Annotated in this window: 7 protein-coding genes; 2 read left to right on the forward strand and 5 right to left on the reverse strand. The window is 62.7% G+C overall.

Annotation, left to right across the window (positions count from 1 at the left end; genetic code table 11):
* Window positions 1–108 precede the first annotated feature (108 nt).
* Window positions 109–2,139 (forward strand): TonB-dependent receptor, encoded by a 2,031-nt coding sequence (locus tag BBF94_RS22290; protein WP_065261127.1) that lies wholly within the window; start codon window positions 109–111, stop codon window positions 2,137–2,139.
* A 47-nt stretch (window positions 2,140–2,186) separates the two neighbouring features.
* Here BBF94_RS22290 and BBF94_RS22295 read toward each other — a convergent pair whose 3' ends face one another.
* From BBF94_RS22295 to BBF94_RS22315, 5 genes are all read right to left on the reverse strand, one after another.
* A complete protein-coding gene (locus BBF94_RS22295; RefSeq protein WP_065261128.1) occupies window positions 2,187–4,397 on the reverse strand; it encodes an LTA synthase family protein in 2,211 nt (736 codons plus the stop codon).
* A 321-nt stretch (window positions 4,398–4,718) separates the two neighbouring features.
* Entirely contained in the window at window positions 4,719–5,198 is a 480-nt protein-coding gene (locus BBF94_RS22300; protein ID WP_065261129.1) for a copper chaperone PCu(A)C, read from the reverse strand.
* The gene (locus BBF94_RS22305; RefSeq protein ID WP_065261130.1) at window positions 5,198–5,803 is read right to left on the reverse strand and encodes an SCO family protein; all 606 of its coding nucleotides are present in this window, start codon (window positions 5,801–5,803) and stop codon (window positions 5,198–5,200) included. Before BBF94_RS22305 ends, BBF94_RS22300 begins: the two co-directional genes overlap by 1 nt.
* Window positions 5,804–5,958: 155 nt before the next feature.
* Window positions 5,959–7,371 (reverse strand): AdeC/AdeK/OprM family multidrug efflux complex outer membrane factor, encoded by a 1,413-nt coding sequence (adeC, locus tag BBF94_RS22310; RefSeq protein WP_065261131.1) that lies wholly within the window; start codon window positions 7,369–7,371, stop codon window positions 5,959–5,961.
* A gap of 59 nt (window positions 7,372–7,430) precedes the next feature.
* Window positions 7,431–8,225, reverse strand: a complete 795-nt coding sequence (locus BBF94_RS22315; RefSeq protein WP_065261132.1) for a helix-turn-helix transcriptional regulator — start codon at window positions 8,223–8,225, stop codon at window positions 7,431–7,433.
* Between the two features lie 490 nt (window positions 8,226–8,715).
* Between BBF94_RS22315 and BBF94_RS22320 the strand changes: the two genes are divergently transcribed.
* On the forward strand, window positions 8,716–15,126 hold the full coding sequence (locus tag BBF94_RS22320) for a non-ribosomal peptide synthetase (RefSeq protein ID WP_065261133.1): 6,411 nt from the start codon (window positions 8,716–8,718) through the stop codon (window positions 15,124–15,126).
* The last annotated feature ends 24 nt before the right edge of the window (window positions 15,127–15,150 follow it).

Consider the following 15,150-nt stretch of genomic DNA (forward strand, 5'->3'; position numbering starts at 1 on the left):
GAAATGTTATTGTATAACATAAAAATGATTTCATCTGATCGATGTCACTGACCTGTCTGTGTGGCGGTGGCTGCGATCCCTACTTTTCTGCCTTACGGAACTCTCGAAATGTCTGCCCGTTTTCCCTCCTTCCAGCCAAGCCTTCTGGCTTCTGCGCTGCTGATCGCATTCCCGGCGTTCGCTGACGAACCCCTTGAACTGCAACCCCAAGTCATCACGGCCAACCCGTTGGGCAGTCAGACTCTCGCGTCACCCTCGACCGTGTTGAGCGGCGATGATCTGACGCTGCAGCAGAAAGGCAGCCTGGGCGAAACCCTGAACAAACAGCCAGGCGTGTCGTCGTCCTACTTCGGGCCGGGTGCCAGTCGCCCGATCATTCGCGGACAGGACGGCGATCGCATCCGCATTCTGCGCAACGGCGTCGGCGCACTGGACGCGTCTTCGCTGTCCTACGACCACGCTGTGCCGCTGGACCCGATCAACGTCGAACGCATCGAGATCGTTCGTGGCCCGGCGGCGTTGCTGTACGGCGGCAGCGCCATCGGCGGGGTGGTCAACACCTTCGACAACCGCATCCCGACCGAAGCCATCGACGGCATTCACGGAGCCGGTGAACTGCGTTACGGCGGCGCCGACACCACCCGCAGCAGCGCGGGGAAACTCGAGGCCGGCAACGGTCAGTTCGCCTTGCATCTGGACGCCAGCGCCCGCGAATTCAATGATCTGAAAATCCCCGGTTACGCCAAAAGCAGCCGTGAACGGGCGGGGGATGACGGCGACTCCCGCAAGCATCGCCTGGCCAACAGCGACGGTCGTCAGGACGGCGGAGCAGTCGGCGGTTCCTACACCTGGGATGACGGTTATGCGGGGCTGTCGTACAGCAATTACGACTCCAATTACGGCTCGCCGGCCGAAGACGACGTGCGGATTCGCATGCAGCAAGAGCACTACGCGTTCGCCTCGGAAATCCGCAACCTCGACGGTCCGTTCAGCTCGGTCAAGTTCGACGCCGGTTACACCGATTACCAACATCGCGAGATCGAGGGCGGCGAAGTCGGTACCACGTTCAAGAACAAGGGTTACGAAGCGCGAGTCGAAGCCCGGCACCAGCCGTTGGGACCGTTCAACGGGGTGATCGGCGCGCAGGTCAGCCGTAATGAGTTTTCGGCACTGGGCGAAGAAGCCTTCGTGCCGCACACCGATACCAATGCCGGCGCACTGTTCGTGCTGGAAGAGCTGCAAGCCACGGATCGCCTGTTGTTCACCCTCGGCGGTCGTCTGGAACACACCACGGTCGACCCGGACGCCAAAGGCAACGAGCGCTTCGCCAATGCCGACCGCTCCAGCAGCTTCACCGCCGGCAGCCTGTCGTCTGGCGCGGTGTACACGTTGACACCGGTCTGGTCGGTGGCCGCCACGCTGGGCTACACCGAACGGGCGCCGACGTTCTATGAGCTGTACGCCAACGGCGCCCACGTCGCGACCGGCACGTACGAAGTCGGGGATGCGGGTCTGTCAAAAGAGAAGGCCGTCTCCAGCGATCTGGCCCTGCGTTTTGACAATGGCACGCACAAGGGCAGCGTGGGTGTGTTCTACAGCCACTTTTCCAATTACATCGGTCTGCTCGGCACCGGGCGAACCCTCAATGATGAAGGCGAAGAAGACGCCGCCGGCATTCCCGAATACGCCTATTCGGGCGTGCGCGCACGTTTCAGCGGCATCGAAGCCCAGGATCGCTGGAAACTCGGCGAAACGGCCTACGGCAAGTTTGCGCTGGAACTGTCGGGCGACTACACCCGGGCCAGGAACCTCGACAACGGTCAGGACCTGCCGCGCATCGCACCGTTGCGCTTGAACACCGGGCTGCTGTGGGAACTGGATCGCTGGCAGGCACGGATCGATGTGGAACACGCCAGTTCCCAGCATCGGGTACCGGACAACGAAAGCAGCACTGATGGCTACACCACGCTGGGTGCGAATGTCGGGTATCACTTTGACGTGGGCCAGAGCAAATGGCTGGCCTTCGTCAATGCCGAGAACCTGACCAACCAGACCGTGCGCTATGCCAGCTCGATCCTGCGCGACATTGCGCCGGCAGAAGGGCGGAGCATTCAGGTGGGATTGCGCACTACGTTCTGATCATCCCCGCGCCAGCGTCCCGCGAACCGCGTGACGCTGCGTCGGCATCAGCTCGACTGAGCGGTGTCGTCTTCCGGGAGTTCCTCCCGCAGATCCTGTTGCCCCGGCAGCTCGGTGATCACGCTGAAATCCGTGACTTCCACCGCCCCCAGCCCGTACCCCAGCAAGTGGAACGAGAAGGCCTTGCGCGGTTGCGGATTGTCGAAGCTGAAGTCCATTTCCAGCGGCTGATCCGCCGTGGCGACCATTTCCGATGGAAGGCCCAGTTGCACGTCCTGTTCGAACTCCTTGGCCTTGAGCTGGATGTACGCCGCCTGTTGCGGGTCCATCGAGCGTACGGTCAGGCGCACGCGGGTGTGCGAGCCCTTGGGCATTTCCAGGTACTGCGCGCCGATCAGGTTGTCGGCCCAGTCATCCTTGATCTGCGCCTGCAGCGGGATGACGTTGTCGCTGCCGAACTGATAGCGCTGGTTCAGCGGAGTGCGCAGCAGCGACAGGTCCAGCGCATCGGCGCGGGCCACAATCTGCCGGGCATTCTGGCCGCTGGCGTTGCCTTTGAATGTAGCGCTTTCGGCGATGAAGCCTTCACTGGCGTAAGCGCGGCAGCGGCGCGGCATGTCGCACTCGGTCATGATGCCGTGGCCGTCGTGGTAGCGCAGCTTGCCGTTGGTGAACGACATGATTTCGCGACCGGTATCGTAGTCGCGAAACAGCGAGCGACCGCTGAGTGCGGTGGGCACCGGCAGGTCAAAGTAATCGAGGATCGATGCGCTCAGATCGACATGCCCGTAGACCCCGGCGTTCAGGTGCGGCAACTGCGCCTGCTCGGGTGCGAGGGTCAGGTTGAAACCCCAGGATGACGCCAGCCGCACGCCATCGATGCCATGGGATTCGTCCGAGGTGATCACCACCAGCGTGTCTTTCAGTACTCCCTGACGTTCCAGGCCGCTGAGGAACTGATCCAGGGCATCGTCCAGATAACCGACGGCCGCCTGTTTCGGCGTGTCGTAACGTTGCAGGTAATCTTCCGGCGCGGAGTAGGGCTGATGGGTGCCGACGGTCAGCAGGGTCAGCATCCAGGGTTTTTTCTGTTTTTTCAGTTGGCCGACGTAACCCAGCGCGCCTTCGAAGAAGGCCTTGTCGTCCTTGCCCCACGGGAATTCCAGGTAATTGGCATTCGTGAACCATTCCAGGCCGTGGGTCGCATCGAAGCCGATGTGCGGCATGATCTTGTCTTTGGCCATGAAGCGCAGGCCGGCGCCTTGCAGGTAGTGGGTGGTGAAACCGTTCTGACGCAACTGGGCCGGCAGGCAGGCCTGATTGCGTTCGTTCTGGGTCAGCATTTCCACGCCTTTGGGCGTGCCGTTGTTGAGCTTGTCGTAATCGCCGCAAAGCATGGCGTACAGGCCGCGAATGGTCTGGTGCGTGTGCAGCACGTAGTCCGGCGTGTTCATGCCGCGCTCGGCCCAGCGGCTGAGCTTGGGCATCAGGTTTTCCTGATAATGGCTGCCGATGGCCTCGCGATTGGCGCGGATGTACGCACCGGGTATGCCTTCGACGGCCACGATCAGGACATTGCGCGCCTGACCTTTTGTGGCCAGCAGCGAACGGCCGTTCAGGTCCAGATCCGTGAGTCCGGCCATCGATGGTGCGGGCGCTTCACGACCCCCTTCCAGCCATTCTTCCGTTTGCATCTGCAGATCGGCCACCTGCGCGGCGAGCAGTTGGTGCGGCAGGTTGTACAGACGCCATGGGTCGGCGTCGCTCGGCGAAAGATTCTGCGCGCCCCAATGGGCGGCGAACAGCAACACCGGTGCCGACCATACGGCGCGGGGCAGGGCCGGGGCGGGTGTTCCGCGGTTTGCCCACTGCGTCGCCAGCCACAGCAACAGCGCCAGCAGCAATGCGCCGGCCACCGCCGGATGGGCGAAACCGCCGCCGGTGGAGTTCTCGACGAATTGCGGGTCGATCAGGTAATGCAGGTCCTGAGGGTTGGGCAGGCGTCCGACTGCACTGACGAGTTCTGCCGTCGCTACCGTCAGCAACCCCCAGAACACCAGCACTGGCAGGCCCAGCCACCATGACCGACGATGCAAGAGAACCACCAGCAGGCTGCCGATGGCCAGGTCCGACAGATAGCCGAACAGACTCGACCAGCCGAGTGCCGCCCGCAGGCACACCGGTACGATCAGTACCAGAAAAACCAGAGAGAGAAGACGGGCGTCGGCATGCCGAAGCCGTTGAAAAAGAGCGCTCACAAAAAAGACCTTCCAGCCATCAAACCGTCATAAAAGTGTGCGCGATGATAACAAGGGAGGGCTGTCTGATCGCCCTTTTAAACGTGAGGCTGATCCGTTGTCGAAAGCCTGTGCGACCTGTATGGACCGCGCAAGGCCTTGGCCGGCGATCCTGTCAGCGGCAGGGTCCGCATTTTTCCGGCGTACCGCAGGACGAAATTAATTGTTTCAGGCTGTTTATCCGGGGCCGGAGTGGCCAGTTTTTGCGAAGGTGCATACACAAACGGGGCGGCATGATCATCGATCATGCGCCCCGTTTGTTCTTTCAATCAGTCCTTCCGATCAATGCATCTTGCTGTGATCGTGGCCTTCCATGTTGGTCAGCGAGCGTACCGGCGCCTGGACTTCGATGGCTTGTTTCTCGCCCTTGGCGTTTTCCACGGTGAGGGTTAGCGGCACGCTGTCACCTTCCTTCAATTGACCGTTAAGGCCCATCAACATCACGTGGTAGCCGTTCGGATCGAACTTCACAGCCTTGCCCGCCGGCAGGTCGACCGAGTTGACCGGGCCCATGCTCATCACATCGTTCTTCATGGTCATTTCGTGAATCTGCACGTCCTTGGCCACCGGCGAAGCAACGCTGAGCAGCTTGCTGTCGCTGTCGGCGGTGACGGTCATGAACGCGCCGCTGGCCGACTGGTTTGGCACGGTCGCACGGACCCAGGCGTCGTCGACCCGGGTCTGCGCCGAAACCTGGAAAGCCAGGCCCAACAGGGACAGGCCCAGTGCGGCACGTTTGATGTTGTTCAGGAAAGGGTTCATCAGCAGACCTCCATGACGGTTTGCAAATCTTCCGTACACTCTTGTGCAGAAAGCGATTGGGACAGACCCACGCGCAGGTTGCCGCGGGTGTCGTAGACATAACTGGTGGACGTGTGCGACAGGGTGTAAGTGTCGCCGGCAGGGACTTTTTCGTAGAAGACGTCGAATTCCTTGGCGGTGGCTTTGGTTTCCTCGAGGGTGCCGTACAGGGCGACGAAGCTCGGGTCGAAGGTCTTGACGTAGGCGTCAAGGATTTCGGGTGTGTCGCGTTCCGGGTCGAGGGTGATGAACACCACTTGCAGGATGTCGCCATCCTTGCCCAGCAGCTTCTTGATTTTTGCCGCGCGGGCCAGGGTCGTCGGGCAGACGGCCGGGCACTGGGTGAAACCGAAGAAAATCATCGGCATCAGGCCGCGAAAGCTCGACAGCGTCACGGTGTTGCCTTCGGTGTCCTTGAGCTTGAAGGTGCGTCCGAGGATCTTGTCGCTCAGATCCTTGCCGTACTTGTACGACAGTTGGCCGCGGGTGTCGCAGCCGGCGAGCAGGCCCAGACCGAGCACGCCCATTCCCGCAAGCACCTTGCGGCGAGTCAACAAAGCCGTCATCTAATACCGCCCTTTGCAGCCCGCCGGTCGCAGGACGGGCGGGGGGTTAACCGTAAAAGCGGCGCATGATACCAAAATGAACCGGCAGGTCGGTTTTTGATCACCGACGGATGTCAGATCGGGCGACAAAAGGTGTAAGAAAACATGACCTGCGGTTATTGCGGTGACGACTCCGCCGGGCTCCAGCTACCGCCCAGCGCGGTGTACAGGTTCACTTGCGCCACCAATTGCGCCAGGCGGTCGGTGATCAGACCCTGCTGGGAACTGAACAGCGAACGCTGGGCATCGAGAAACGTCAGACTGCTGTCGACCCCGGTCCGGTAGCGGTGCTGCGCCATGTCGTAATAGTCCTGAGTGGCCTGCACCAGATCGCGCTGGGCCTGGAGCTGCTGCTGATAAGTCTCCCGCGCGGCCAGGCCGTCGGACACTTCCTGGAAAGCGGTCTGAATGGTCTGCTCGTATTCGGCGACGGTGATGTCTTTCTGCAACTTCGCGTAATCCAGGCTGGCGCGCAGGCTGCCGGCGTTGAAGATCGGCAGGTTGATCTGCGGCTGGAAGGTCCAGGCACCGGAGCCGCCCTTGAACAGTCCCGACAGGTCCCGACTCGATGTGCCGGCATTGGCGGTCAGGCTGACACTCGGAAAAAACGCCGCCCGGGCCGCGCCGATATTGGCGTTGGCGGCTTTGAGCTTGTATTCGGCCTGGAGAATGTCCGGCCGGCGTTGCAGCAGATCCGACGGCAACCCGGCCGGCACCTGCGCCACCAGGTCACTGTCCAGCGGACGAGCCGGCAGGGATTCGGGAACCGGCGCACCCACCAGCAGGGTCAGGCTGTTCAGGTCCTGGGCCACCTGCCGCTGATAGCGGGCGAGGCTGGCACGAGTGCTGTCGACGCTGGTCTGCGCCTGGATCTGATCCAGCGCCGAAGACTTGCCCGCTTCGCGGTTGCGCGTAGTGAGGCGCAGGCTTTGCTCGTCGGCGGCCAGGGTCTCCTGCGCCAGTGCCAACAATTCCTGGTCGGCGCGCCAGGTCAGGTAGGCGTTGGCGACGTTGGCCACCAGACTCAGTTGCGCACTGCGTCGGGCTTCCTCGGTGGCCAGCCAGCTCATCAGGGCCTGTTCGCTGAGGCTGCGGACCCGGCCGAAAAAATCCAGTTCGTAGGCACTGATGCCGAGGTTCACGGAATAGGTGGAGGTGATCGCGGCTTTGGTCCGGGTCACGCTCGCCGGTACTCGCTGGCGCAGCTCGCTGGCATTGGCCGACACCGCCGGCAGCAAATCGGCGCGCTGAATGCGGTATTGCGCCTGAAAGGCTTCGACGTTCAGCGCCGCCACGCGCAGGTCACGGTTGTTGACCAGAGCGCTTTCGATCAACTGTTGCAGCGCCGGGTCATTGAACAGTCCCCGCCAGTCTTCGACCGCCACGGTGGGTGTGCCGGACGTCGCGTAGGCGGGACCTTGCGGATACTGCGCCGCACTGGGTGAAGCGGGGCGCTGGTAATCGGGAATCAGCGAGCAACCGCCCATCAGCAACGCCATGGACAGCAGAGAAATCGACAATCTGGACATCAAACGCTCTCGTTCATTTATAGGCGCACGGGCGCCGGACACCCGGCATCGAAGCCGGATCAGGCGCCGGCCATCCATTTCGCCAGGCCATGTCGACCACTGACACCGAGCTTGGCGGCGGCACGCTTGAGGTAGGTCTCGATCGAGCTGTTCTTGACCCGCAAGCGTTCGGCCATTTGCGGCACGGTGCCACCGGTCAGCAGGCCCAGGCAGACTTCTTTCTCGCGCACCGACAAGGTGATGTCGCCCAGCGCCAGACGTTCGTCGAACACCTGCTGCAACGGTGCCTGTTCTTCATCGGTCTGGGGCAGGCGAGGTTGCCGGGCGAGGATCTGTCGGCAAATCTGCGCGTGCCGTTCGATCAGGGGCAGCAGGGTGTCGGACAGGCTTTTGAGGAACGACAGCTCCGGCAACGAAAACACCCGATGCGTATGAGGGCGACAGAACGAAATGACGCAGCGGCGGTTGGAGGTACGTGACACCAGATTGCACTGATGGACGCTGCGGTGCGGGTGTCGATCCTGCAGTGAAGCCTTGAGTTGAATCAGCAGCGAATCGTTCATCTCGATCATCTGTTGCAGCAGCGGATGATCACCCTGGCACGATGGGGACGCCGGGGGAGGGAACGTATCCGGCAAACCTGCGCTACCCAACGCCTTGATCTCGACCACGCTGGCCTCGCGTTCGTCCAGCGTCCACTCGCTGAGCTCGACACGGTTGACCGGCACCAGCGTGTCGACCAGTTGAAACATGTTGGTGGCGAATCGCTCGTGTCCCGTGCTGGCGATCAGTTCTCCCAGTTGCCAATAGAAGTGCGGATTTTCCGAATTGCGAAGACTGCCGGTCAGATTCATGTCTTTGTCATCCTTGATTTAGAGTCCTTGCCGATCGTCAGCCGTACATACACCGATAAAGCCGCCACGCAGTCATTTCTCCCTGAAATCGATCTGGAGCGGGATTTAAGCCTATGCATTTGTCCTACGTCTGTAGGGGGAAACAGGGACACAAAATGCCACTATTTCCGAATTAATGGCGCCACATTTCTGTCAGTCCTGGGCTGTCACGCTTGTAAGCAATGGCTGCACGGTCCGATGGAACCCCGACAGATCAGACAGATGGCCGCCAGAGCTGCCGGTACGGGCGTCGGAATCAGCCTGATTGAATGGCGATTGTCCTACAGGATTTTCAGCCATATGCCTGCGAACTTATGCGGGTATGCGCCATGCGGTCTGACCTGTCAGGCCCGAAGGCTGGCAAAGAGGGAGAGGTTGTCCGGGTTTCACGTGTCATGCCGGTTTCGGGGCCGATGCTTGAATACGCGCCAAATCACATGAGACGGATCTTATGAACCAATTTGCTGCCGACGCGGCGGACGGTCTGTCCGCGACTTCCGAGACCTTCCCGCTGACCGCTGCCCAGCGTGACATCTGGCTGGACCAGGTGCGTCAGGGGGATTCGCCGGTGTACAACATCGGGGGTTATGTCGAGATGACGGGCGCGCTGGACCCGGCGCTGATGCAAGCGGCCCTCGAAGGCCTTGTGGCCCGGCATGACGCCATGCGCACCAGTCTGCTGCCGGGGGCCGGCGAGCAGGGTCTGCCATTGCAGCGTTTTTTGCCTTCGATGCCGGTGCCGATGCCGTTCCATGATTTCAGCGCCCATCCCGAGCCTCAGGCGGCTGCGCGTCGCTTGACTCAGGAGCGCATTGAGCAGCCGTTCAAGCTGGATGGCGGGCCGTTGTTCCGTTTCTGTCTCATCCGTCTCGATGAACGCTGTCACTGGTTTTCGCTCCAGGCCCATCACCTGATCGTCGATGGCTGGGGCTTCGGAGAAATGCTCAAGTCCCTCGGCGACATCTACAACGCCCTGGCGCTCGGGCAGGTGCCGCCGGATTCGGCGCCGTCCTATATCGACTTCATTCATGACGACGCACGCTATTACCAGTCCGACCGCTATGGGCGTGATCGAGCGTACTGGCTGGACAAATACCGGCATCTTCCCGAACCGCTGTTGTTGCCGCGCTATCAGGAGCGCTTCGCCGGCGCGACGGCACCCACGCGGATTTTTTCGCAGCGCTTTCCGGCACGGCTCCATGAGCGCATGAAACAAGTGGCCCATGAGTACGGGGCTTCGGCACTGCACTTTCTGCTGGCGGCGATGCACGTGTATTTAAGCCGAACCGGCCAGCGTGATGAGTGGGTGGTGGGTTTGCCGTTGCTCAATCGTTCCGGCGCTCGCTTCAAGTCCACCCTCGGGCTGTTCACCCAGGTCAGCGCCGTGCGCATGGGGTTCGGTCGCGAGCTGGCGTTCAGTGCGCTGGTGAAGGCCGTTCGCGATGAGCTGAAACAGGATTTTCGCCATCAGCGTTTTCCCCTCAGTGAAATGAACCGTGCACTCGGTCTGCTGCGCGAGGACCGCTCGCAGTTGTTCGAGGTGACCGTGTCCTACGAGCGCGACGCCCATGAGTACCGTTATGGCGAAGCCCGGGGGCGGGTGGTCAAAGTGTCGAACCACGAAGAGGGCACGCCGCTGTCCGTTCACCTGCTGAGCAGTCGCAGCGACGACGAGGACAGTCTGTATCTGGTGTACAACGAGGCCTATTTCGATGCTGACGAGATCGAAGCACTGTCTGCCCGGCTGTTGTGGGTGCTGGAGCAGGGACTTGAAAACAGCGCATTGGCGACAGGCGATTTCAGCCTGAGCCTGCCGGCTGAAACCGCGTTGCTGCAGCAGTGGAACGACACGCGTGCGGTCTACCCGGAAGGCCAGACCCTTCACCAGCGCATCGAGGCGCAAACGGCAGCGCAGCCCGAGGCGCTCGCCGCAGCGTTTCAGGGGCAGCGGCTGACTTGCACCGAACTGAACCGGCAGGCCAACGCCCTGGCCCATCACTTGATCGGACTCGGCGTACAACCCGACGACCGCGTGGCGCTGGTCGCCCGCCGAGGGCTGGACACACTGGTCGCGCTGCTGGCGATCCTCAAGTCCGGCGCCGCTTACGTGCCGGTCGATCCGGCGCATCCTGCGGAACGTTTGAGCTATTTATTGAGCGACAGCGCGCCGGTCGTGGTCCTGACCCAGCGCCATCTGCGTGACCGGTTGCCGCTGCTGAACGTACCGGTGATCGATATCGACACGCGTGCCTGGCCGATCAACGATCTCAACCCCGACGTCCCGGGCCTGACCGCCGAACATCTGGCCTATGTGATCTACACCTCCGGCTCCACCGGCCAGCCCAAAGGCGTGATGGTCGAACATCGGACCCTGTCGAATCTGGTGGACTGGCATTGCTCAGCCTTCGAGCTATGCGCCGGTCGCCACACCTCGAGCCTCGCCGGCTTCGGTTTCGACGCCATGGCCTGGGAAGTCTGGCCGGCATTGTGTGCCGGCGCGACCCTGCACCTGGCGCCGTCCCGTGACGGTGGCGAGGACATCGACGCGCTGCTCGAATGGTGGCGTGCGCAACCGCTGGATGTGAGCTTTCTGCCGACCCCGATTGCCGAATACGCCTTCACTCGCCACCTCGAACACCCGACTTTGCGCACGCTGCTGATCGGTGGTGATCGCCTGCGTCAGTTCAATCGCGAGCAGACGTTCGAGGTGATCAACAACTACGGCCCTACCGAGGCCACGGTGGTCGCCACCTCGGGCCGGATCGAACCGGGCCGGACGTTGCACATCGGCCAACCGGTGAGCAATACCACGATTTACCTGCTGGATGACCGACAGCGACCGGTGCCGATCGGTGTGCCCGGTGAGTTGTACGTCGGTGGCGCCGGCGTGGCGCGGGGTTATTTCAACCGTCCGAAGCTGACCGCCGAACGCTTTCTCGACGATCCCTTCAGCACCCGGCCCAATGCCCGGATGTACCGCACCGGCGACCTGGCTCGCTGGCGCCCGGACGGCAACATCGAGTATCTGGGCCGCAACGACGATCAGGTGAAAATTCGCGGCGTGCGCATCGAGCCCGGCGAAATCGAAGCGGCGTTGAGCAGCCATGAATCGGTGCGCGATGCGGTGGTGCTGGTGCGCGACGGGCAATTGCTGGCCTGGTTCACCGAACGCCAGCCGCTGGACATCACGCAGCTGCATGCCCATCTGCAAACCCGTCTGCCGAGTGCAATGCTGCCATCGGCCTACGTGCGGTTGACGGCGTTGCCCCTGACCGCCAATGGCAAACTGGATCGCCAGGCGCTGCCGGCGCCGGGACCGGAAGCCTTGATCCGCCGCGAATACGAAGCGCCGCAAGGCGACGTCGAAGTTCTCCTGGCGCAAATCTGGGCCGAGGTGCTGCAAGTCGAACGGGTAGGGCGTCACGATCACTTCTTTGAACTGGGCGGGCATTCGCTGCTGGCGGTCAACCTGATCGAGCGTATGCGCCAGCTCGGCATGAGCAGCGACGTGCGCGTGCTGTTCGGCCAGCCGACCCTGGCTGCGCTCGCTGCGTCGGTGGGCAGTGGCCGTGAAGTTGAAGTGCCGGCCAATCGCATTCCGGCAGACTGCACGCACATCACCCCGGACCTGTTGCCGTTGGTGGAGCTGGATCAGGCGACCCTCGACCGGATCATCGCCACCGTGCCGGGCGGAGCGGCCAACGTGCAGGACATTTATCCGCTGGCACCGCTGCAGGAAGGCATCCTCTATCACCACATCACCGCCGCGCAGGGCGACCCGTACCTGCTGCAATCGCAACTGGCGTTCGACAGCGTCGAGCGGCTCGAGGCTTATGCGGGCGCGCTGCGTCAGGTCATGGCGCGTCACGATATCCTGCGCACTGCGGTGGTCTGGGAAGGCTTGAACACACCGGTGCAGGTGGTCTGGCGCCAGGCTGAATTGCCGGTGCAGGAAATCACGCTCGACCCGGCCGAGGGCGACGTCCTCGCGCAGTTGCACGAGCGCTTCGATGCCCGGCGATATCGCCTCGACGTCAGTCAGGCGCCGCTGATCCGGCTGATGTATGCCCGCGATCCGGCCCATGGGCGGATCGTGGCGATTCTGTTGTTCCATCACCTGGCGCTGGATCACATCGCCCTGGAAGTCCTGCGCCATGAAATGCGCGCCAACCTGCTGGGGCACGGCGAGCCATTGCCGCCGGCGGTGCCGTATCGCAATTACGTGGCCCAGACCCGACTGGGTGTCAGCGAGCAGGAGCATGAAGCGTTCTTCCGCGAGATGCTCGCCGATATCGACGAGCCGACCCTGCCGTTCGGTTTGCAGGACGTGCAGGGCGACGGTCGCGGCATCGACGAAGCCGTGCGGACGCTTGCGCCTGAACTGGACCGCCGCCTGCGCCTGCAAGCGCGGCAGGCAGGCGTCAGTGTGGCCAGTCTGATTCATCTGGCCTGGGCGCAGGTGATGGCAGCCACTTCGGGGCGCGAACATGTGGTGTTCGGCAGCGTTTTCATGGGCCGCATGCAGGGCGGCGAGGGCGCTGACCGGGCACTCGGGGTGTTCATCAATACCTTGCCGTTGCGCGTGGACATGGACTGCGCCGTGCGCGAAGCGGTGCTGCTCACCCACGCCCGCCTGACCGACCTGCTCGGGCATGAGCATGCTTCACTGGCGCTGGCCCAGCGTTGCAGCGGGGTCGCGTCACCGGCGCCGCTGTTCAGTGCGCTGCTCAACTATCGGCACACTGATCCTCAAGCGCAGGAGTCGGACTTTGATCACGCCTGGCAAGGTATCCAGACGCTGAATAACCAAGAGCGCACCAACTACCCGCTGACTTTGAGCGTCGATGACCTGGGCACTGCCTTGCAGATCACCACGCGAACCCTGATCAGCATCGGCGCCCGGCGCATCGGCGACTACGTGCAAACCGCGTTGCAGGCACTGGTCGATGCCCTGGAGCAGACGCCGCAACACCCGTTGAACCGCTTGCCGATCGTGCCGCAGGCGGAGCTTGAACAATTGCTGGTCGAGTTCAATGCCACTGAGGTCGATTGTCCGCTCGATCAGCCGCTTCAGGCTCTGTTCGAGCAGCAGGTGCAACGCCGACCCGACGCCATCGCGCTGCAGGCCGGTGAGCAGCAACTGACGTATCGCCAACTGAACGAGCAGGCCAATCGCCTGGCGCATCATCTGCGCGAACAGGGTGTGCAGCCCGACGCTCGGGTGGCGATCTGCGTCGAGCGCAGCCTGGATCTGATAGTTGGCCTGCTTGGCATTCTCAAGGCGGGCGGTGCCTATGTGCCGCTGGATCCCGACTATCCGCTGGAACGCCTGCACTACATGTTGCAGGACAGCGCCCCGGTGGCAGTGCTGGTGCACGGGACCACCCGCGATCTGCTGGGTGATGCGGACGTGCCGGTCATCGATCTCGACCGATGCACCTGGCAGCACGCCTCCACCGACAACCCGCATGTACCCGGTTTGAGCGCGTCGAACCTGGCCTACATGATCTACACCTCGGGTTCCACCGGCACGCCGAAGGGCGTGATGATCGAGCATCGAAGCGCCTGCAACATGGTGCACTGGGGCTCGCAGATCAGCCCGCCGACCGGGTACGGCGCACTGTTGCAGAAGGCGCCGTTCAGCTTCGACAGTTCGGTGTGGGAGATTTTCTGGCCGCTGTGTTCCGGCCTGCGGCTGGTGCTGGCGCGCCCTGACGGCAACCGTGATTCGGCGTACGTGACCCAGGTGATTCGCGAACGGCAGATCACCGTGGTCAAGTTCGTACCGGCACTGCTGCAACAGTTCATCGAGCAGGACGATGTCAGCCACTGCACCAGCCTGACCGACGTGCTCAACGGTGGCGGTGAGCTGACTGCCGCACTGGCCCGGCGCGTGCGCGAGCGCCTGCCGTGGGTGCGTCTGCATAACGTTTACGGGCCGACCGAAACCACGGTCGACAGCACCGGCTGGACACTGGAACCGGATCAACCGGTGCCGGATGCCGTGGTGCCAATTGGCAAGGCCCTGAGCAATACCCGGCTCTATGTGCTTGATGCCCGCGATCAACCCGTGCCATTCGGTGTCAGTGGGCATCTGCACATCGGTGGGGTCGGGGTTGCCCGGGGTTATCTTGGACTGCCGGACATGCAGGCCGAGCGCTTCATCGACAGCCCGTTCGTGACCGGTGACCGCCTGTACCGCACGGGCGATCTGGTGCGCTACCGGGCGGACGGCAACCTTGAATTCCTCGGGCGAAACGACTTCCAGATCAAGCTGCGCGGCCTGCGTCTGGAACCGGGGGAAATCGAGGCGCGGCTGATCGAACATCCGGCGGTGCGTGAGGCCGTGGTGCTGGTCCGTGACGAACGACTGGTGGCCTATTTCACCGTCCGCGAAGGCTGCGACGCGCCCGCCATCGAAACCCTGCGTGCCCATGTGCTGGAGCGCTTGCCGGAGTACATGGCGCCAGGCGCCTACGTGAAACTCGACGCATTGCCCCTGACCCCCAACGACAAGGTCGACCGCAAGGCCTTGCCGGCACCGGGGGCGGAAGCGGTGCTGACTCGCCGCTACGAGGCGCCCGAGGGCGACGTCGAAATCCGGCTGGCGCAGATCTGGGCCGAGGTGCTGCAACTGGAGCAGGTGGGGCGCAACGATCACTTCTTCGAACTCGGCGGGCATTCGTTGCTGGCGGTCAGTCTGGTGGCGCGCATGCGTCAGGCCGGGCTGCATGTCGATGCGCGCACTCTGTTCAGTCAGCCGACCCTGGCCGCACTGGCGGCCAGGACCTCGGCGCAGGCCAGACAGGTGGAAGTCCCGCAAACCACCATACCGACGCTCAACCGCAAACGACGGCTCTGAATGGGATCAAACCTGTGGGAGCGA

The organism is Pseudomonas bananamidigenes, assembly GCF_001679645.1.
Classification (GTDB): Bacteria; Pseudomonadota; Gammaproteobacteria; order Pseudomonadales; family Pseudomonadaceae; genus Aquipseudomonas; species Aquipseudomonas bananamidigenes.